We start from the raw sequence: 19,724 nt of genomic DNA, 5'->3' as shown, positions 1-19,724 counted from the left end.
TATAGTTTTTTGAGTGATGAACATGAAGAAGTCTCAGGTAAAAAAAGTATTTTTAAATTTCATTATAGCACTCGTCACATGTACATTATTGGGATACTTATCGCATGATTTAATGAACGGTGTAAAAATTGGACTTGGGGTAGGTACAGGAATTGCAATCGGAACTGCAATGTTTGATGGTCTACATAAATCTAACTGAATCTATAGTCTCTTTTTTAAACAAAAAGCAGATTGGTAAAAGTTTATAAGGAAAATGTTGCGACATATTGTAACTTTGCAACTATATTATTGTGTACTTTTCGGATAGGCTCTTAATCAAATTTGCGCTGGCGCACCCCGCTGCAAGCAACGGGGTATGTTCGCGCCACCGCTCGAAATTCCGTAAAAGAAGACAATAAACCTAATAGGTTTAGTTCTAGCAGAAGTTAACAATCGAAAAATGGGATTGATAAATAATATTATCATCAACGGTTACCGGGGAAGTTTTCCATCCCCGCAGCAAGCTAGCGGGGTATTCGACTGAAATAAAAAACCAAGGTTTTATGACATACTTTGGAATCACAGCACTAGTTTTTAAAATACTTTCTGCAAACATTTGAAAGCGTACAATTTCTATACGATCTTTATCATATAACCTACATTCGGCAACAAGCACATTCTAACATTTAAATATCCTTAAATGTTATTTTTTGCAGGTCCACTTAAAAACCAGTATCATACGGACTATATATCTAACATTATTTGTCATTTAGCTCATTTATTGTAAATATATATTAATTGTGTTATGGTTAACATTTAGTAATTTTTGATTTAAATTGAATTTCAAAAGTTCTGAAAAAAACGATATCAATAGAAAAATTGAATGGATTTTTATGTCGACCGTTTATTAGTTCAGAGAGCGCTGTTATAAATTTTTCATCATTCATAACAATATATGTAATTTAACTTAATATATTATTTTACCGAATTTTAATTGTTTATTGAGACAGTTTCCATACTATCAAAACCTTTTCTGATATTATTCCTTAAACCAGAATATCACAGCTTTGAGAAAAATAAAGGATGATTAATTTAAAGTCTGCCAATATATTTTTAGATTTATCTCTTGGCTTAATACTATTGGTCTACTGCGAGTATTCAGGTAGTCTGTAGAGAGTATTTAGACGTTGAAGAAATTTCTGGCTGTCTGTGCTCACAGAAGTATTTAACAAATATCATAGCGAATATTATAGTAAGATTTTAATAGATTTTAAGGAGTTTTTATTCTGGAGCTTGCCTTTAAAGGCGGATGCAGGGAAGTCGGACGTTCGGGTTTGCTTGTAAATGGGGAAATTCTGCTCGATTATGGTATAAAAGCAGGAGATCCTTCAGAATATCCTCTTAATGGCATGGAGCCGAAAGCAGTGCTTGTCTCGCACGGGCACCTTGACCATTGCGGAGCTGTGCCTAACCTTATGTACCTGGACCCTGATGTTTTCATGACCCCGCCGACTGCAGAGTTTACTTCTCTTCTAGGGAGAGATACCCTCAAACTCGCAGAGAGCACATTGTCAGGTGTAGCCCCTTTTGACCCTGAAGACCTGCAGAAGCTTAGCCAAAGAACAAGAACTATGGATTACGGTGAGACCTTCAAGACCCATGGCTACAGGGCTTGCTTCTATAATGCGGGCCATATTCCCGGAGCGTCTGGAATCCTTCTGGAATCCGAATCCGGAGAAAGCCTGTTCTATACCGGAGATTTTAATCTTGAGGAAACGAGGCTTGTGCCCGGAGCAGCCAAATTTCCCAAAACAGGCACGCTGGTGCTCGAGAGCACATATTTCGGGGAAGACCATATCCCGCGAAAAGAAACCGAAGAAAGGTTTATCGAATCTGTCCTGGAGACTCTGGATAGGGGTGGCACTGCCCTTATCCCTGCCTTTGCAATAGGCAGGACCCAGGAGATGCTTATGCTTCTTGACGCTCACGGAATCAGGGCTTATGTGGACGGCATGGGCAGGGATGTGTACAAAATCCTCCAAAAATATCCTGAGTACCTGAGAAATCCGGAACTTCTGGATAGGGCTTTCGGACGTGCAATTTCCGTAAAAGACAGGCAGCGGGATTCTATCCTTAAAGAGCCTTCAGTCATTGTCACTACAGCCGGAATGCTAAACGGGGGACCGGCACTCCATTATCTGAGCCGGCTTTACAAAGACCCGAAATCAAAAATCCTGCTCACAGGCTACCAGGTCGAAGGCACAAACGGTCGGCTGGCCTTAAAGCACGGAGTAATCGAAACAGATGGAGCTGTCCTCACCCTCAAGCCCAGAATAGAGCAGTACGACTTTTCCGCTCACAGTGGAGATAGTGAACTCAAAAAACTTGTAAAATATTTATGCAGGAAAGGTACTGAAAGGGTCTTTGTCATGCATGGAGACAAAACCGAAATCTTCGCGCAGTGGATTTCAGAGGAAATCGGCGTGGATGCATATGCACCTGCAAACGGGGAATTATTTGCCTTTAAAGAAGAAAAAAAATAAGCAGCTTTTTCAGAAGCCTGCGAAATGCTTAAGCTCATACAGTTCCAATTGGCTGGTATGATCCTCAATCCTGAATCCGAAGTGCTTGAAACACTTGCACAGACTATCCTTCTGGCTGCACGGACTGCCCCGAAAGCCAAAGGAATAGATGATGTAATAACTGCCCTTGCCGAAAAAGAAGACATTGAAGTCCTTGCCTCGGCTATGGAAAAGCTGGCAGATAAAAAAGGGGCAGGCTTCGTTTTTCTGAAAAGAGACGCTGTAAATCTCCGAAATGCCGTGGCTGCTGTACTTATAGGCGTTAAAACCAGCGGGGCTGCAGGCCTGAACTGCGGAGCCTGTGGCTTTGAAACCTGTACTGAGATGCTGAACCGGCAGAAAGTAGAGGTAGATTTCAAGGGTCCGAACTGTATGCTCAAATATGTAGACCTAGGAATAGCTGTTGGCGCAGCCGCTGCAAAAGCCAAGGACTGCTGCGTTGACAACAGGGTCATGTACTCAGTTGGTGCAGCTGCAAGGGTTTCTGGCTTGCTGGATGCGGATGTTATTTTCGGAATTCCGTTGAGTATAACAGGGAAAAATATTTTCTTTGACAGGAAATAAAGAGCTGAAACTTCGGTATAGGTGGACATACTATTGTATTGGAGGACGTAAGGGTTCTGCAGGCAAAGCGCTGCGAAAAGAGCAGATGAGTTTTAAGAGGAGCCTTAAACCAGGCCCCTGCGCCGTTCACTTCTGTATTCTTCAAAAAGACTCTGCAGTTCGTCTTCCTTGGCTTTGTGTCGATTTTTCTCAGCCTCTTTTTCCCAGGCAGCGATTGCAACTTCAAGGCTTTCCGGCTCTGCCATTGCAAAATCCTCAGCCCGTTCAAGCAAAATGCCCCTTAAGACCGGCACATTCCCTTTGAAGAGGGTTTCCTCTGCCGCATGCGAAATATCCTCAGGGATAAGTACGGCCCGAACGGATGCTTCTACAAGGATCTGGGCTGTTGCAGCCCCGCCTCCGCTTGGTTCCTCCAGGAAAACTACGTCTCCTTCCTTGAGCCCGTATTTTTCCTTTGTTTCGGCAATTGATTCCTTCGTAAAAGCGGCAATAACCTTTACAGCAGTACCTTCACCCCGGACTTCCATTTTCTGGATTTTGCGCAGCTTATTGCTCCTGCGCCGGAGTTCCTTTACAGTTTTATTTTTATGGCTGAGCTCTTTTTTCAGGCTCTCTATAGTACTTTCTCTGATCTGGATTTCGTTTGATTTTCGGACTTCACTGTAAGCTTCTTTTTTGAAGCTGTTCAGTCGTGATGCAAGTTTTGAAATTTTCCGGTCTTTTGCAGCAAGTTCCTCTTTTAAATCCTCAAGGTATTCCTGCAGGTTCTGAATATGTTCTCCCTGCCGGTGGATAGTCTCCCTCATTTTCAAGAGGGATTCGTCAACCGTCCTTTCCTCTGGCTTTTCGGAACGCTCTCTTGCCCTTGGTTTTTCAGCCTCACCTGATACCCGAACTTTGTCGATTGCAGCTTCTATCGAGTCTCCGCTGATTACATGGAGCTTTATCAGCTCAAGGTCTGAGTTCTGTGGAGCTTTCTTTTCAATCCGCGTAAAGATATTCTTGTAGCTTCTGTAGGTGAGAAGAGCCGCAGTCAATGCATCCCTTTCATGGTCATTGGAATAGCCGAAAGTCTTTCCAAGAGCAATTTTTTCCTCGGCAGAAACCTCAATTCCAGGGCTTGCAGGAACTGCATTAAAGCTCCGCCTGATTTTTTCAACCGAGCCTGGCATCGGAGTAACATCACTGGCAATAACTGCAGGTTTTCCGTATTCGGCAATAAGCTTGACAACTTCATCTGGAGCTATTCCCCTAAAGCTTTTCAGATAGAGAAGGTCTCCATCCAGAGAAAGAATGGCTATGCCCACGGTTGTTCCGGGATCAATTCCCACGATTGTGAATTTACGTCTTGGGTTCTTCTGTTTAAGGGGAACATAACGAATTTTGTCGCGTTCGACGCTTCTTACACTTACCTGAGCATCGTTGCTTGCCGCAGGATGTATTGGTATCTCTCCGCGCTTTGCATAGACAGTAAATTCAGACCTGACATATCCTCCGAACCCTTTTACATTTACTGCTTCGAATTTGATGCCTTTTTCCCGCGAGAGATCTTTAAGGACATTTTCAATCTCTCTGCTCCTTTGCAACACAGCTCCATGTACCTTCCTGCAATACCGGTTCTGGCTCCAGCCCCCCCGACCCAGAGAACGGGCTCTGCTGACCTTGATCTTTGTAATATCTTCAAAGAGAGAAACCTCATGCCCAACCCCAAGGTCTGCAAGGCGGGCGCATGCTTCAGCTTCATCGTTCGGATTTACGGGGTCGAAAGAAAACCCGTGCTTTCGTGCAATCCTGACAAGCGGTTCAGGATGGAGCCCGCCTGTGACCTGGACAAGTTTAACGCCCTCAGGGAGGCGTTCCATAAGAGAAAGAAGCTCGCGCCTGTCGGCAGCAAGCTCGAAAATGTTGTCAACGGCTATCATCTCCGGCCTGTCCTTCTGGATCATATTAAGGATCTTCTGGCGACGGAGCATACTTTGATGGGAGACTTCACCCTCCTTAAGGATAGCAAGCGCATACCTGGGAAGTTCCCTTGCCCGGGGGGAGCCCCGAGAAATATCGATTCCATATATAATCCTATTTTGCATGAATATCTATATTTTATTTTTTATAGAATATATATTTAACTGAATCCGTTTTTATCACTTAAATCTATTTATTAATAAGGTCTTTTTAGATTTGTTTTCCACCCACTTAAGAAAAGGATACATAAGAAAAGATAGACGTATTTCGAATTATTCCCACCACTGAAAAATAAAAATCGAGTAAATATAATTAAGCAAGTTTCAATTCAGTCCCGCAGATACTAACCTGTTCAAAATTGGGTAGTGGACGCGAGTTATTGAAAACCATAAGCAGAAGGATTTATCTAGAATTTATTCAAATGTGGAGGGTGTACTTGCTTTTTCGGAATTAATCAATGACTCATGGACACGACCTGATTTTCTTTTATGCAGGAATACAGTAAGAAGGCAAACTATTCCGGAAATCATTCCACATCCTGGTATGCTTGTGATTTTTGCCTGCTCTGGTTCCTGTTCAACTTCCGGCGTTTTGCTTTTTTGTCCAATGTCCTGAGTGTTAGTTTCAGGTTTTACTTCAGTCCCTGATTCTTTCCCTGCTTCCCTGTTATTTCTAAGAACGAGAATCCGGGAGTTTCTGCTGTGAAGTACAGCTACCTGTCATCTTTTCTTAACAGGGTTACTGACAGTTGTGCCCATTTTTTTCTGCTTCAATATCCTCTGCTTCAATATCTTCTTCAAATTCTTCAGCTTCAAATTCTTCGGCCTCAAAATCTTCTGCTTCTAAATTTTCTGCCTCAGAATACTTTGCTTCAAAACCCTCATCTTCAGAGCTATATTCTTCAAGACCCTCTTCTTTGAAAGCCCCTTTCTCTACAGTACCGCCTTCGCTCCTACTATCTGCATCTCCTATTTTATCCTCTGCGCTTTTCTCTGCCCCACTTTTAATTTCACTGACCGTTTCATTAAGTTCCCTTTTAATTCCGTATTTCCGGTAGAAATGAGTAAGGATATTCGAAACATCCCTTTCGAGAATTTCATCCGCCTGAGGGTGTTCCGGAGTGATGTATTGGGGCCAGTCAATAAGCTGGACGCCGTCTTCTGAAACAAATACATTGTACTCGCTTAAATCGGCATGGATGATTCCCATCGAATAGGTGATTTTTGCCTGCCTGAGTATCTCATCGAGATACCATTCAGGGTCAAGAAGTCTTGTTTTTGAGAGGAGGCTACCTTTTGCAAGCTCCATTACTATCGCGTTTCTGTTCTGGTCAAAGGGTTTCGGGATTGAGACCTTAGGGTACAGCGTGGTCATAATCTCGTATTCCCGATGGGCAGCAAGCCGGGCAGCATAAATCCAGGAAAAGTGTTCTCTTTCTCCTATGTGCTCACGTACTCTCTTTATCTGCTTGAAGCTGGTTCTGCCTTCCCTGTGAAACTTAATTATAACCGGAATAGGTCCCCCAATTGCAAGTTCAGGCTGCCGAATTGCTTCAAAGATAACTGATTCCTTTCCTACCCCGATTTCATCCCCTATTGCACTGATAGTTTTTCTTTTGACAAAGGCATTCATGGCAAGGACATCGTATCCTTCAAAGTAAATCTGGAAACCTTCATAGGGCTGGGTGGTCCTGACCACAAGCTTATCCCGCACAAGCTTCTTTAACCTGTATTCCAGTTTATCGAAGGGCAGCTTGGTGTATTTATTCAATTCGTCCAGGGGCACCCATTCAAAATGCTTCATCCCGGTCTCGATGCCAGTCAGGATCCTGAAATCCTTTGAGTTAAGCTCCTTAAAAACCCTTAGCGCTTCGTCGATCATCTTAATATTACATATAATCCTCGATATTTAAATAATAGCTCTAAAGCCAGAGTTCCGCTTCCCGAGTTCTGCTTCCCGAGTTCCACTTCGGGAGCACGGGGCCCTTTTCGCTTCGCTCAAGAGGGCTAACTAAAAAGGAATTGGTTTCCATGTCGTAGGTAGTTATAGAGTACTTCCTTCAAATTTGATGGGATCTCAATTTTGGTTTTCAAATCGACATTAGCATGCTGAAGCATTTCACCAAAAGGAATGATTGGGTTTCACCTCATAAAAATCGTAGTTTTGGCGAAGCCTAATATCAGAAGAGTAGATTGGTCTACCTGGCTGGTGTTATGTGTATCCAATGCCTGCTGAAAATTAGCGATTAATCGTGGAGCGAAACTTGGTTTAATTAGTTTTCTGCTTTCTGTTTTCATTTAGGAACATATAAAGAGCCAGGGATATGTAAGTTATTACCGTTAAGTATGTCAAGATTCCTGCTCGTGAGTAGAAAAAAGTAATTGGCCTGAATCCCATAATATACCCAGGAAAGCAAGGAATTCCATAAAAAATTTAATCAATCACTATTTCTTAAGTTCAAAGATCAGAAATATCATGCTATTGCTGTAAAACCAGTATTTTGAATATGTGGATGACAGGAGAATTTTGCAACTATAGATATAGGGGTTAAAATGTGATTTCGAAGAAAGTAAATCTGGAAAAGTTAGAAGAGTCTAAAAAATACAGTGTTGGTGCATACAGTGCCAGATATCTTCAAAAAGTCATAGAAAAAGGAATTCCAAAGTATGAGTTTCCTAAGAAGGGAATGAGCCCAAGAGCTGCTTATCAGCTAGTACATGATGAGCTAAGTCTTGACGGTAACCCTTTCCTTAATCTGGCAAGTTTTGTCAACACATGGATGGAACCGGAAGCAGATAAGCTTGTCATGGAAAACATCAACAAAAATATCATAGATATCTTCGAATATCCACAAACTGACAAGGTTATTCATAAGAATATTGTGAATATGCTTGGGCGCCTTTTTAATGGACATAGCACCGAATTCATGGGTACGGCGACAGCAGGCTCTTCCGAGGCCATAATGCTGGGTTTGCTGGCTCACAAATGGAGCTGGAAAAATTCAGGGCGTGGGACAGGAAAACCGAACATAGTTTTTGGAGAGGATGCTCACGTTTGCTGGGATAAGTTTGCCAAGTACTTCGATGTCAATGCTGTAAAAATTCCTATAGACAAGGAGACGCGTACAATTACTGCAGATGCTGTTTCAGAGCATATTGATGAAAACACAATTTGTGTCGGCTGCGTATTAGGCACAACTTTTACAGGAGAAATAGACCCTATAAAAGACATTAATAATTTACTTCTGGAATATAAAACAGAAAAAGATTGGGATATACCCATCCATATAGATGCTGCAAGCGGCGGCTTCATATTGCCCTTTACAGAACCTGATTTTGAGTGGGATTTTAGACTGGATAGAGTAAGATCAATAAACGTTTCCGGGCATAAGTACGGATTGACTTATCCAGGCCTTGGCTGGCTGATCTTCCGGGATGAAAAAGACCTTCCAAAAGACTTGATTTTCACTGTAGACTACCTTGGAGAGCAGGAGGAGACATACACTTTGAACTTTTCAGGAAGTAGTGCAATGGTTGTGGCTCAATATTACAATATATTAAGGTTCGGAAGGGCTGGCTATACCGGGATAATGAAGAATATTCTGAAAGTTTCCCGGGATCTTGCTGAAGAACTTGACAAATTGGGCCGGTTCGAAATGCTGAACATAGGAGAAAGGCTTCCTATAATTGCTTTCAGGCAAAAGAAAGAGACTGAATATTCTTTGCTGCAGCTCTCGCATAAGCTGAGGGAAAAAGGCTGGATAGTTCCCGCTTACAGTCTACCAAAAAATGCGGAGAATATTGAAATAATGCGCATTGTCATAAGAGAGAATTTCACTCTGGATATGGCAGCAATTATCATCGATGACATAGAAAAAGCATGTCAGTTCCTTGAAAATGAAGCGAAACTTGGAGCAAAAGAATACCGTCCACCTAAAACGGGTCTGACCAAAATCTGCTGAAGAATCGCGGCTAAGTAGACTTATTTTTTAGAGAAAACAGATCCCACATTTAATTACGGATAGAACTTATGTGATTGTCTGCAAAACAGGCAATCGCATAGCTCTAAAAAGATATTTTTAGCCTACAATACGCAAGTTCGATATCTATGTAAAGCTTGGAAAGAAAGATCAGTAATTTTGTACAATCTCGAATTTCAATTTCCCATGCTTCTTATAAACTTAATCTATTATCTGGTTGATTTTGTTGTAAAAATCTATTATTACATTTGTTGCCTCATTTTCCGCGTTCAGCTGGAAAGTTCGGATTTGTTTACCTAGTGGTTTTTCTCGGTAAACATTAAGCTTCTGCCAGAAATCATCGAGAATAAACCATGGTGGAAATTTTGGTAATGTGTGAAAGGCCTGTTATAATTAGTATATTTTTTAGTCTGAAAGCGTTGATATAGATGACAAAACAATATTAAATATTGTCAGGCACCTTGAAAATTAGCTAATATTGGCAGCATTTTGTCTTTAATGCCGATTGGTACTAGACTCGTCACCTAGACCCGATCGGCATACCATTTTTCTCAGGATTGTTTATGTTTAAAACTTTCTGATGCGAGTTTTCACTTCATAATGCTGCAGGCTCAAATACTCATCAATCAAAAGTCTATAGAAGCGCCCTGAAATCAAATTGCGGGCGGCCACCCCACCCTAAACAGGCTGTCCGGCAATTACTTCCAGTAATAAACAGGTTCCGTCTTTTTCAATTTAAAGGCTTTATATGCCTTATTTTTCACATGTTTTTGCCCTGAAATTGAATTGTCAGACAGCCTGTAAAGGTCAGGGTATTCGTGACCCTCTGCACTCCCATAGTAATAAAATGCAACGATAAAAATTGGGATAATTTCTGGAAAGCACGCCATCAAGACCATATTTTTAATGCTTAACATATTGATTCCAAAATTTACTAGATCCACTCATGGAAAATGTAAAAGAAAATCAAAAATAATACCAGGCCAACAGATCAAAAACCTGGCATTCTCCTCCAAACATCTGGGAGATCCAGCCTTTTATCTCGTCCCTTAACTCCAAAAGATCTTGAGCTACTTCGCAGTGCGGAAGAAGCTTCATGTTTTCAGAACATGCAATTTGTAAAAATGTTCCGCATTAATAGTTGCACCTACGGACAAAAGCTGAGATATTTATTTCAGGCAGTATTTAATCGCTGTCTTCGCAAATAAGAAAGCTTCAGTTCTCATTTTCCGGCTGCCTTTTGTGTCTCTTTTGTTATCTCTTTCATCATCTCTCCGACGAGGTTCGCTTTTTCACAGTGAGAAGCCTCTTTTGGCTTGCAGTTTAAAAGAATACTCATAAGTCTGTCAGCAATCCGGTAAAACTTCAGATCCTCAAGTTTGACTAGAAGTCCTGATAAGCTTTCACTAAACTCCCTGCATTTGTCATGGTTACAGACTGCCTGTTCATGCAACTGGCAGACAGATTGCAGGTCCTTTACTATCTCGCGCGGGATACTCTCGACCATAGGAATTGATCCGGCTCAGCTTAGTTTCAATAAATTTATGAAGTTGTTGAACGTATAAAAGTACAACTTGACACTTCTAGTTGTAAATCGAAGAGTACAATCTTAAATTCATAATGTCAGATATTCAAAAAGTATACTCGTGTCTGCAATGTTCCATTATATTCTCTATAAAATCGGCGTAAAAGTCATCCGGAACTGTCACTTTTTCTCCTGCTTTGATAGCTCTGGCTTCAAGGTCTTCTTTACATGCATAAATTTCGCACTCTGGCAATTCTTCTATTCCGGCAAGCAGGTGATAGACTCCGTCTCCTGCAAGGTAGATTCTGGCTTTCCCAGAGCGGGTAGCCAGTTTGAGGCATAACTCCGATCTTGGGCTGAAGGGAGGCTTTGTCAGCAGGAACACATCCAATTTTTCTTGTCTCATATTATCATCCGATTAATCCTTAATTAGCAGTTAGTATTAAAACGAGATAACGCAGTCCGAGCCTTCCATCGCTTCGAAAAAATCTTCTTCGTCTGTCAGTTCCAGGGTTTCTATCAATGTTTCACCGAAAAGACTTCTCTGTAACAGTGAGGGTTCATGCACAAGCACTCTCAATTCTCCATATGCGTAGAGAATATCTGCAAGGTTTGGTAGTCCAAGATTTCTGCTGTCCTGGACGGCAATTGCAAGATAAACTCCATCCCCATGAAGGCCGAGGATAACATTCATTCTGTTAAGGCTTACCGCAGCCGCATTCAATGCTCCGAATGCTTTTTCACTGCCGTAGGGAGTGGTATCTAATAGATAAAAGACGGATTTCATTGGTGTGAACCTCCCAAAAAATGGGTTTCTCATTAAAAACCTTATCTTGACAATGAAATTACTCTATCACTCTTACTCAGCATTTCCGATAGTTCATAAAGGCTGGTAATTTTTATTCCAGAAAAATAATCTCTACAGTTACTTCCTTCTATAATCTCCTCTTCTGAAAAATACCCTCTTGCAGCAGCACATCGTGCACAGGCTCGGACTACAGCTCCTTTTTCAGCAAGTCCGGAAAAAAGTTGTCCTGCATTCGTAAAAAAGGATGGATTCTGACCTTTTTTAGGAATATGCACCGCGTCTAAGTACAGGAATATGTTTACTTTATAATGTTTAAGTGCAGTCTGAACGAGTTTATAGGCAATCTCAGCATATTCGGAAATGTAAGGGCCATCGGTAAGTACTATTGTTAGGGTCTTCAAAGCTTCCTCCGAATAATTTGTGCTTATGTAACAGAGGCTCAAAGATATACAGCCAGAAATTGCAGTTGCTCCTCGTTATAGGCATACTCCGACTCTTTAAGCGGTGTACACTTCTCCAAGGTGACCTGACCAGCCATGAGCTTTATGGCAAAGCTGTAACAGCCCTGTTCGCCGCATTTGCCACAGTTGGTCCGGGGCAGATATTTATAGATATCCATGAGTTCGACTCTGATCTTTTCCCTTGGAACAGGGAAAACACCTTTTAAAATAGCTTCATTGATAGTGTTCTTCAGGCTTTCAAGCTCTTCTCTCGCTTCATCCTCGTTTTTAACCATTCTCATGCTGACTTTTCCACTACCATAAATAGTTGTAATAATTTCTCCACTTTTAACTATCAAGCTATCTTTTCTATCCAAATAATTTCCTTTAGGAAAGATAGGCTCAAGAATTTTTAAGATTCCACCCAAAGGCGGAGCCATATTTGCAATTACCCTGAATTTTGAGGAGTCTGCTATACAGGGCAAAAGTTGCCTGATTTCTGCAATTTCCACAGGTTTTACCTGAGAAAGATCTTTAATTTCCTCTGTACCACTTTCTTTCTTACCTTTCAGGAAGTTTTTGCCGTATTCACTTAATTTAACATTCCTTCCTTCTAATTCGATAAGTCCCGCATCTTGCAAAATCTTGAGATGAAACTCAAGCGTTTTTTTACCAGCTATCTCTTCGATTTTCTCAATATCTCTATCGCCGTTTGCAAGGAAATTAATTATTTTCCTTCGAGCCTTATTGGCCATAGCGAAATTCACCAACTTTGTCTCACTTGTACCTTCCGGCATCTTTACATCCCCCAGCCCTGTTGTAGTCCAATTCTGCTTTTCATAACTCAGAACATCAACAAGCCTGTTTTGAGAGTAGAACCTAACTCTTTCAAACTATTCTTACGATTAGTTATGAGATCATATCCATAAAAACCCAAAAGCCAAATATTAAAAAATATTGATATATAAAATTTTAAATCTTTGATTACGCAGGTTGTATATTTTAATTAACGGTAGCTCAAATATAAGCAGTTAAAACCTGGAGATGTTCCTGATTGAGTGCATATTTCGGTTCTGTAAGAGGTGTACACTTATCAAGGGAAGCTTCTCCACTCATGAGCTTTATGGCAAAAGTATAGCAGCTCTGGTCGCCACATTTACCGCAGTTGGTCTGGGGCAGGTATTTGTAAAGCTCCATGGGTTCGACCCTAACCTTTTCCCTAGGAGCCGGGGCGACTCCCTTTGCAATAGCCTCATTGATGGTACTTCTAAGGTTATCAAGCGCTTCTCTGGCCTCGCCCTCGTTTTTAATCATTGTCATGGTAACTTTTCCAGCACCATAAACCGTTGTGATAACTTCTCCTTTTTGTATTATCAGAGCGTTTATCTTGTCCGAGTATCTGCCTCTGGGAAAGAGGGGCTCAAGAACCTTGAGGGCTCCGCCAAGCGGGGGAGCCATATTTGCAATTACCCTGAATTTCGAAGAATCTGCTATACAGGGCAAAAGCTGTCGGACTTCGGTAACCTCTACAGGCTTTACCTTAGAGAGGTCTGCAGTTTTATCCGTACCTTTCTCTTCTTTGTCTTTAAGGAAATTCTTACCATATTCGCTTAGCTTCACAGCCCCTTCTTCTATCTCAATCAGGCTTGCCTGTTGCAGAAGCTTGAGATGGAAATCAAGCATGGTCTTCCCTACTTTTCCTCCAATTTCCTCGGTACTTTTGTCTCCTGACGATAAGAAGTTCATTATATTTCGTCGGGTAGCATTGGACATAGCATTGTTTACCAGCTTTATTTCATTAGGATTTCCAGGCATTTTTAACACCTACGAGAATTACAAAATTTAACTCATTTTCTGACATAATATCGGAAACTTCTTCTTTAAATATGAAATTCAATTCTCTTAATTTATATGAATTTACTTTTTAAAAACCCACAGGCCAGGTATCAAAAAAGATTGATATGAAATGTAGCGCTTAGATCTTATTATAGTATTAAAAATATGGAGGCTTGAGCCTTGTCTTGAGCTGATGAAGAGATTCTGCAGGCCTAATAAATAATTAGAAATTACCATACATGAGGTATAAAATCAAGCACAATAAAAATTGAGGTTAAATGTGTGTTTTGGAGAGTTAAAGGTTTTAAAGCATAGTGATTTTTCAGTTCAACCGCATAAATTTCGAATACTTGTCTTTGTCGCTGATACAAACGAAAAATCCCTCTATTATAATTTCGGAGCGGCTTTTTGAATCGACTTTTGGACTCGGATTTTTAGTTTTATGATAAAGTTTTAGCGCAAGCGAAAATACTTTTTTGTCACTTATATATGGAGAATTTTAATCTCACCAGTATAAAAGAAATATATAATTAAAGCAGAAACAAAAAAATACAAATTAAGCTGTCTAAGCCAGTTGTAAAGTTTTAATGTATATTTTTAATACATCCCGAATCCATCCAGTTAGCATACTTTCTTTGATAGTTTTTCATAAGAAACGAGCTTAGACAGCTATAATGGAGCATTTAAAGGGTAAGGTTAATTGCCTTAATCACGTCCTCGATAATTAAAAGGCCTTTCTCTAACTCATCCGTCTTAATGTTTAGCGCGGGAAATATCCTAATTCCATTACCCTGAGTTTGAGTGACAAATAAGCCTCTTGCCAAACACTCATTTTTGACATTTGTAGCAATGTCTTCTCTCTGGAATTCGACCATAATAAGAAGTCCTTTTCCCCGTATGTCGGCAATCGCATTTCCATAAATTTTCGGCCACAAGCTCATCCTTTTCAGGGCAAGACAACCCATTTCTTCTACATTTCTGGAAATGTTGTTATCTATCAGGTATTTTATCACGGCGTAGGAAACGGCACAACCAAGAGGGTTGCCACAGTATGTACCTCCATGATCACCTATTTCGAGCTTCTTTGCGACGGCCTCAGATAAGGCAAAAGCACCGAATGGAAAACCACCTGCAATTCCTTTTGCCATAGTCATAAAGTCTGCTCTCACACCACAGGAATTTGTAACAAAAGCTGACCCTGTTCTAAAAAAGCCAGTTTGGATCTCATCTACGATCAGCAGGCTGCCATTCTTCTTACACAGGTTATCTACCTCTTTCAGGTATCCTTCAGATGGTATACGAACTCCACCTTCTCCCTGAATAGGTTCAATAATTACCGCTGCAACATTCTCATCCAGAGAACGTTTCATAGCCTCTAGGTCATCATAGGGAACGAACCGATAATTGGGCATCAGAGGACTATACCTATCCCTATGCTTGGCCTGACCTGTGGCCGATGTTGTACTTATCGTACGCCCATGAAAGCTTTGATCTGTAGAAATTATATCGGGTCTGCCTGTTACCTTTCGAGCAAGTTTAATGGCAGCATCGTTTGCTTCAGCTCCGCTATTTGTGAAGAATACTCTTGTAAGATTGGGAGGCAGGATTCCTGCCAGTAAGGACAGTAGACGTGCACGTGCCGGAGAATATGTAAGTCCTGAATTGGGGTTTTGAATTATCCTTCTTCCCTGATAAATCAGAGCATCAACAATGGCCGGGTTAGCGTGACCAATACATGTTACACCCCAACCTGATGTGAAATCAATATACATCTTCCCTTTTTCATCCCATACATAAATTCCCTCTCCTTTTTCAATGGAGATTTTCTGCTTCACGAAGAAAGGCGGAAGATACTTATCTTCTATTTCGAATGTTGTCTTGCTTGACATTATGAATCATTTCCTCTATAGCTAACCGAAAGAAATTTGAGGGTAGTACCTAAGTTCTGCTTGTCTCGGACTCATTGTTCGGTATCGCTGAATTTAATTGCAGTTATCCCACTTATCAATCTATTGATCTCTGAAAAGTCGAATCTATCTTTATAATAGTGTTGAGTTCCTGAAGACTTTATAGAACTTTGATTCCAGACTAAACTTTACTCCAATAATATAGCAAAGTTACAGCACAAGATCAAAGCTCTCCGGGTGTACCTACAACTCACACAGAGCCTTTACACTTAGTTATAAAAGACAATGCTACTGATAAATATTTCAGTAGCTTTTTTCTGGTTTTTTACATCACTGGAAAGCTTGTGTCTATAGCTATTATAAGAGATGTTTTACTGAGCGTACTAAGGCTGAAGAAGCACTCATGAGAGCGAATTACGCATGCGCCAGTTTTACGAATTATACATGATCTCATTTGTATTCGGTTAAGAAATCTGGTGTACAGGAGTCATGGATCAATTCAGAAAAACGAGCACTGCCATCTATCTCGATTTCCATTTGTAGGTCTACAGTGAAGGAAATAGTAGAGGATATCTGATTCCATCGAGCATTAAAGGCACAAACACAATTTACAGAATTGAATGGAAACCCACGTATGTAAGGTTCAATTCCATGCAGAAAAATGGAAAAGTCATAGCAGACTATAATTATACAAATGTTTTTGGGATTCCGCAACAGCCCGAAAGCGTCATAATGAATTTATGGTTGATGGTTCCTCCATCCAATGAGAAAAACATTGAGTTAACAATCAGTGATTTTTCAATTACTAACGCTTCAATTACAAAAGTGGCTTAAATGCCACTAAACTCTTTTTGTAACTTGTATAGATAGTTAAACATCAAAATATTGTGTATCGCCATTTAGCTGATATTAAGTCACAAATTATGCCGCAGATCAATGTAAATATGATTGTACAGCAGAGGCAACGCCAAAAAGTCAAACGTAAGTAAAGCTGTTATTAATGCCGTATTAATCGTCCTTATTCAATTCACTCTTGGAGAAATATTGTTTTAGGAAGTGGGGTTGGTACTGTTGATTGTTTTTTTCTTTTGTTGTATTTCTGATCTTAAAGATTGTCCAGTTTAATTTTAATAATCCATCTCTAGTTTTCTGTTTTTCTCTTGTTTTGTATATGTCCTGTGATAGTTTCACGATTATACTGCCCGAAATCATTGTTGTGACAATCGTCTGCAAATACTGCAGCAACAACATATTACCACTCCTGATTCGGTTTAAAGAGGAAGAGATAATATGCATAGACTAGCTGAGCAATAGTAAACCATGCATAAAACAGCTGTGGAATAAATGTCACTCTGATAATATAGTCCCACTTTTTGGGATCCTGCACGTATCGCAGTGTATAAACACAGTCCACATACATTATGCCCATTACCAGCATGACCATAGCATTGAAATGAAAGACGCCTTTAAATATATCTATTAAAGTATAACCTAGCAAAATACCCTGAAATAACAGCATCACCCAGAAAAGTCCAGCGTTAAGGATGTCTTTTCTGGTGCTTTTATTCCAGCCATGCTCCCACAATGTGTCAATCCCACCACGAAGCCATCGAACTCGCTGTTTCCACAAATCTTTTAGCTTTAATGGAACATCTGTCCAGGCATACATCCCAAAACCTGCAGTGATATGGTAACCGAGTTCTTTCAGAGTTATCGTCAACTCGTAGTCTTCTGTGATGTTATGCACATCGTACACAGTGCAATCAAGTTTTCCAATATCTTTACGTCTCTCCATGACTGCTTTTATTGCTTCTACTTTATACATTGTGCACATTCCATGTGCAACTTTAATGCATGTACCCTGTCCTATTCGGCTTCTGTCGAACTCGGCGTATTCGACATACTGCCAGTGATATATTAGCTTTTCAAAAAAGGTTTTAGTTGTCTGTTTGACTACACCCGCACGAGAACACACTGCACCAAGTAGGGGATCCAGCTGAAATTCTATTAATGCTTGCTCAACAAGATCCGGGGCTATGATTGTATCACCATCAACTGATAATACGTAATCATACGGATCCAGATCGACACTTTGATAGGCAGTATTTAATGCCCCTGACTTTTTAAATTTATTATCTACAGTTTCTATCGAGCTTACGCGGTTATTAATGACAGCTATACTTTTCACTATACTCGCAGTATCATCTGTGCTGTTATCATTAATGACAACAATATCGACCTTGAATGTTTGAGTAAGAATGGACTCGATGGTTGAGCAGATTACGCTCGCCTCATTATGTGCTGGCACAAACGCGATGACATTGTTTTGTGGGGGCAGAACCGTCACTGCGTATTCCTCCTTTTAATTCATTGTCAGCAAATCTCAAAGAATTTCGAATATCCTCTTATTTGACGATCTTACATATGGGCTATATAGACTACCCATTGAATTCAGAGTTTTATCAAAATTAGAGCTGAATTTTTTCCATTTTTCCAGAAAAGGCAAAATTAGACTAATTATTAATTGTCTACCAAGTGTTAATTGCCTATATGTGATCAGCTTAGTTTTGCTAAGACGGGGGATTTTTACTAAGATGGGGGATAATTATGTCCTGACGTAACTAATTTATTGTATATATATTTTATCAGTAATAATCCCTAAAAAACTTTGTTCCTTATTTTATTTATTGCAAAATATAATAAGATGAGAACCTCTTTTGACGATTGTAAAATGTTTCTTCTGAAGGTATAGCCAGATGTTTTTTAGCAGGAAAAAGAACTGAAACGATGTGCAAAACTTTGTTATTTTGCAAAAATTCAAACATTTCTGTCAATAACATTTTGTATTCGCGCAAAGTTCGTGAAGCAGAATCTTTTCATTCGATTTGATCAGTTCGTCCATGTTTAGTTTCTTAAGATGTGGTATCAGAGAGATGTTTCGCAAGCAATATCCTGATACTATGTGGTGACAGAGTGAATAGAATTCCTGTTGACTGCCATACTCACACCGGTACGAAAAACGTCTTCACGTGTTAGAGAACCATTGATCTTGATGGTCAATGGTCTGCGAGAGGTTGTAATACGGTATCAATATTCTTCCAATTTTCATAAATAATAAATATAATGCAAATAATATTTATATAATTAGATTTGTTAAGATAATAATGTGTTTGAATAACATTTGTCTTTGTTCTTAATGAAAAATATCTGGAACGAAGTGTTTGAAACCTGCTTGAGAAAAATAAATATATTAGTAAAGTTACAACTTATTGATTAAATTATGTCAGTTGATAAAATATCTGAAGTTGTGTGCCCAAACCCTAAATGTGAATATTATCTCAAGGTGGAAGGAAAAGCTATCATAAAACGCGGAAAATATAAGACCGGACACCAGAGGTATTATTGTAAACATTGCGGGAAATTTTTCATGGACACGGTAGGTACCGCTGTTTATCGCAAACATCTGTCCGGCGATGAAATAAAGTTAATATATCGACTTTTTCTTGAAAAAAATGGGATACGCAGTATCGAACGGATAACAGAGCACCACAGGGATACAATAAGCCATCTGATAAAAGACACGGTAAAAAACCAAAAAACGGAAGAGTATCTGGTCAAACATATAGGGCTGACAGATGATGAATGCGAGAAGTTATGGGCAACTTTGGAAAAAAAGAGAAATATTTTTAAAAGGTTGCCCTGAAAAAAACAGGTATAAAATTATGTCTCTAAACTTGAGCAAGCCGGTATATTAATCGGAATTATATTTTTTCACAAAAGACATTCCAATACATTGGCAGCAAGCAGGTATTGTATATAGGGATATCTATTTCATACTCCGGTACCCATTAAAGGTACCTGAATAACTCGGCAGGATAGTTCAATAGGTTGTTTTTCTGACTGTAAATCCACAAATTTGTTCTATATAGTGAATTGATTGCCGAGTAGCAAAAGCCATCTAAACTGGTGGGTGTCCAGCTTTCTGTTGGTAGTTTTATAGTTTGATCTACAAAGAACACTTGAATTACATTACTTTTTTAGATTATTAAATGAAATTTAAATAGGCTAATTTTAGTTTGAGAATCAATTTTTTTAGAGTGGATTTGAGATATCTACAAATATTTGGAAGATCAATAAGTATC

At 39.8% G+C, this 19,724-nt stretch carries 18 protein-coding genes and 2 pseudogenes; 6 read left to right on the top strand and 14 right to left on the bottom strand.

All coding sequences use genetic code 11. From position 1 onward, the window contains the following. The first annotated feature begins 13 nt into the window (after positions 1-13). From RG963_RS02670 to RG963_RS02660, 3 genes are all read left to right on the top strand, one after another. The gene (locus RG963_RS02670) at positions 14-199 is read left to right on the top strand and encodes a hypothetical protein (protein ID WP_310574733.1); all 186 of its coding nucleotides are present in this window, start codon (positions 14-16) and stop codon (positions 197-199) included. Positions 200-1,313: 1,114 nt separating this feature from the next. Further along, positions 1,314-2,522, top strand: a complete 1,209-nt coding sequence (locus RG963_RS02665; protein WP_310574732.1) for an MBL fold metallo-hydrolase — start codon at positions 1,314-1,316, stop codon at positions 2,520-2,522. A gap of 57 nt (positions 2,523-2,579) precedes the next feature. Then, positions 2,580-3,125 (top strand): ferredoxin domain-containing protein, encoded by a 546-nt coding sequence (locus tag RG963_RS02660; protein WP_310574731.1) that lies wholly within the window; start codon positions 2,580-2,582, stop codon positions 3,123-3,125. Between the two features lie 104 nt (positions 3,126-3,229). Here RG963_RS02660 and RG963_RS02655 read toward each other — a convergent pair whose 3' ends face one another. Further along, positions 3,230-5,218, bottom strand: a complete 1,989-nt coding sequence (locus tag RG963_RS02655; protein WP_310574742.1) for a DUF460 domain-containing protein — start codon at positions 5,216-5,218, stop codon at positions 3,230-3,232. Between the two features lie 607 nt (positions 5,219-5,825). Then, positions 5,826-6,968, bottom strand: coding sequence for a serine/threonine-protein kinase RIO2 (locus RG963_RS02650; protein ID WP_310574730.1), 1,143 nt, complete (start codon positions 6,966-6,968; stop codon positions 5,826-5,828). A gap of 673 nt (positions 6,969-7,641) precedes the next feature. Between RG963_RS02650 and RG963_RS02645 the strand changes: the two genes are divergently transcribed. Further along, complete coding sequence (locus tag RG963_RS02645; protein WP_310574729.1) at positions 7,642-9,048, top strand: glutamate decarboxylase; 1,407 nt, start codon at positions 7,642-7,644, stop codon at positions 9,046-9,048. A gap of 219 nt (positions 9,049-9,267) precedes the next feature. Here RG963_RS02645 and RG963_RS16535 read toward each other — a convergent pair. From RG963_RS16535 to RG963_RS02600, 10 genes and pseudogenes are all read right to left on the bottom strand, one after another. Continuing rightward, a pseudogene (locus RG963_RS16535) lies at positions 9,268-9,378 on the bottom strand (MarR family transcriptional regulator); the annotation flags it as partial. 386 nt (positions 9,379-9,764) lie between these two features. Continuing rightward, positions 9,765-10,010 (bottom strand): hypothetical protein, encoded by a 246-nt coding sequence (locus RG963_RS02640; protein ID WP_310574728.1) that lies wholly within the window; start codon positions 10,008-10,010, stop codon positions 9,765-9,767. Between the two features lie 22 nt (positions 10,011-10,032). Next, complete coding sequence (locus RG963_RS02635; protein WP_310574727.1) at positions 10,033-10,164, bottom strand: hypothetical protein; 132 nt, start codon at positions 10,162-10,164, stop codon at positions 10,033-10,035. Between the two features lie 124 nt (positions 10,165-10,288). Next, positions 10,289-10,573: a hypothetical protein gene (locus RG963_RS02630; RefSeq protein ID WP_310574726.1), complete on the bottom strand. Its 285-nt coding sequence runs from the start codon at positions 10,571-10,573 to the stop codon at positions 10,289-10,291. 124 nt (positions 10,574-10,697) lie between these two features. Further along, entirely contained in the window at positions 10,698-10,997 is a 300-nt protein-coding gene (gene tusB / locus RG963_RS02625) for a sulfurtransferase complex subunit TusB (RefSeq protein ID WP_310574725.1), read from the bottom strand. Positions 10,998-11,033: 36 nt separating this feature from the next. Further along, positions 11,034-11,378: a DsrE family protein gene (locus tag RG963_RS02620; protein ID WP_310574724.1), complete on the bottom strand. Its 345-nt coding sequence runs from the start codon at positions 11,376-11,378 to the stop codon at positions 11,034-11,036. 41 nt (positions 11,379-11,419) lie between these two features. Then, entirely contained in the window at positions 11,420-11,800 is a 381-nt protein-coding gene (locus RG963_RS02615) for a DsrE/DsrF/TusD sulfur relay family protein (protein WP_310574723.1), read from the bottom strand. Between the two features lie 38 nt (positions 11,801-11,838). After that, entirely contained in the window at positions 11,839-12,636 is a 798-nt protein-coding gene (locus RG963_RS02610; RefSeq protein ID WP_310574722.1) for a (Fe-S)-binding protein, read from the bottom strand. A 220-nt stretch (positions 12,637-12,856) separates the two neighbouring features. Then, the gene (locus RG963_RS02605; RefSeq protein WP_310574721.1) at positions 12,857-13,654 is read right to left on the bottom strand and encodes a (Fe-S)-binding protein; all 798 of its coding nucleotides are present in this window, start codon (positions 13,652-13,654) and stop codon (positions 12,857-12,859) included. 704 nt (positions 13,655-14,358) lie between these two features. Then, the gene (locus RG963_RS02600) at positions 14,359-15,564 is read right to left on the bottom strand and encodes an aspartate aminotransferase family protein (protein WP_310574720.1); all 1,206 of its coding nucleotides are present in this window, start codon (positions 15,562-15,564) and stop codon (positions 14,359-14,361) included. A gap of 669 nt (positions 15,565-16,233) precedes the next feature. Here RG963_RS02600 and RG963_RS02595 point away from each other — a divergent pair. After that, the gene (locus RG963_RS02595) at positions 16,234-16,416 is read left to right on the top strand and encodes a hypothetical protein (RefSeq protein ID WP_310574719.1); all 183 of its coding nucleotides are present in this window, start codon (positions 16,234-16,236) and stop codon (positions 16,414-16,416) included. Positions 16,417-16,834: 418 nt separating this feature from the next. On the opposite strand, the gene RG963_RS02590 is transcribed toward RG963_RS02595, so the two are convergent. Both RG963_RS02590 and RG963_RS16665 read right to left on the bottom strand, forming a co-directional pair. Then, on the bottom strand, positions 16,835-17,890 hold the full coding sequence (locus tag RG963_RS02590) for a glycosyltransferase family 2 protein (protein WP_396654685.1): 1,056 nt from the start codon (positions 17,888-17,890) through the stop codon (positions 16,835-16,837). 531 nt (positions 17,891-18,421) lie between these two features. Next, positions 18,422-18,674 (bottom strand): annotated as a pseudogene (locus RG963_RS16665) (ISH3 family transposase); the annotation flags it as partial. 188 nt (positions 18,675-18,862) lie between these two features. Here RG963_RS16665 and RG963_RS02585 point away from each other — a divergent pair. Beyond that, positions 18,863-19,285: an IS1/IS1595 family N-terminal zinc-binding domain-containing protein gene (locus tag RG963_RS02585; RefSeq protein WP_310574717.1), complete on the top strand. Its 423-nt coding sequence runs from the start codon at positions 18,863-18,865 to the stop codon at positions 19,283-19,285. The last annotated feature ends 439 nt before the right edge of the window (positions 19,286-19,724 follow it).

The sequence above is a fragment of the Methanosarcina baikalica genome, assembly GCF_031461075.1.
GTDB classification, from domain to species: Archaea; Halobacteriota; Methanosarcinia; order Methanosarcinales; family Methanosarcinaceae; genus Methanosarcina; species Methanosarcina baikalica.
The sequence above is the reverse complement of the archived record's forward strand: the minus strand, read 5'-3'. Positions and strand labels throughout refer to the sequence as shown.

What these genes read in the sequence shown, in the direction of transcription:
- RG963_RS02660 (WP_310574731.1), top strand. Translation starts at nt 2,580, where the DNA reads ATGATCCTCAATCCTGAATCCGAAGTGCTTGAAACACTTGCACAGACT.
- tusB (WP_310574725.1), bottom strand. Translation starts at nt 10,997, where the DNA reads ATGAGACAAGAAAAATTGGATGTGTTCCTGCTGACAAAGCCTCCCTTC.
- RG963_RS02635 (WP_310574727.1), bottom strand. Translation starts at nt 10,164, where the DNA reads ATGAAGCTTCTTCCGCACTGCGAAGTAGCTCAAGATCTTTTGGAGTTA.
- RG963_RS02605 (WP_310574721.1), bottom strand. Translation starts at nt 13,654, where the DNA reads ATGCCTGGAAATCCTAATGAAATAAAGCTGGTAAACAATGCTATGTCC.
- RG963_RS02620 (WP_310574724.1), bottom strand. Translation starts at nt 11,378, where the DNA reads ATGAAATCCGTCTTTTATCTATTAGATACCACTCCCTACGGCAGTGAA.
- RG963_RS02595 (WP_310574719.1), top strand. Translation starts at nt 16,234, where the DNA reads ATGCAGAAAAATGGAAAAGTCATAGCAGACTATAATTATACAAATGTT.
- RG963_RS02600 (WP_310574720.1), bottom strand. Translation starts at nt 15,564, where the DNA reads ATGTCAAGCAAGACAACATTCGAAATAGAAGATAAGTATCTTCCGCCT.
- RG963_RS02650 (WP_310574730.1), bottom strand. Translation starts at nt 6,968, where the DNA reads ATGATCGACGAAGCGCTAAGGGTTTTTAAGGAGCTTAACTCAAAGGAT.
- RG963_RS02610 (WP_310574722.1), bottom strand. Translation starts at nt 12,636, where the DNA reads ATGCCGGAAGGTACAAGTGAGACAAAGTTGGTGAATTTCGCTATGGCC.
- RG963_RS02630 (WP_310574726.1), bottom strand. Translation starts at nt 10,573, where the DNA reads ATGGTCGAGAGTATCCCGCGCGAGATAGTAAAGGACCTGCAATCTGTC.
- RG963_RS02585 (WP_310574717.1), top strand. Translation starts at nt 18,863, where the DNA reads ATGTCAGTTGATAAAATATCTGAAGTTGTGTGCCCAAACCCTAAATGT.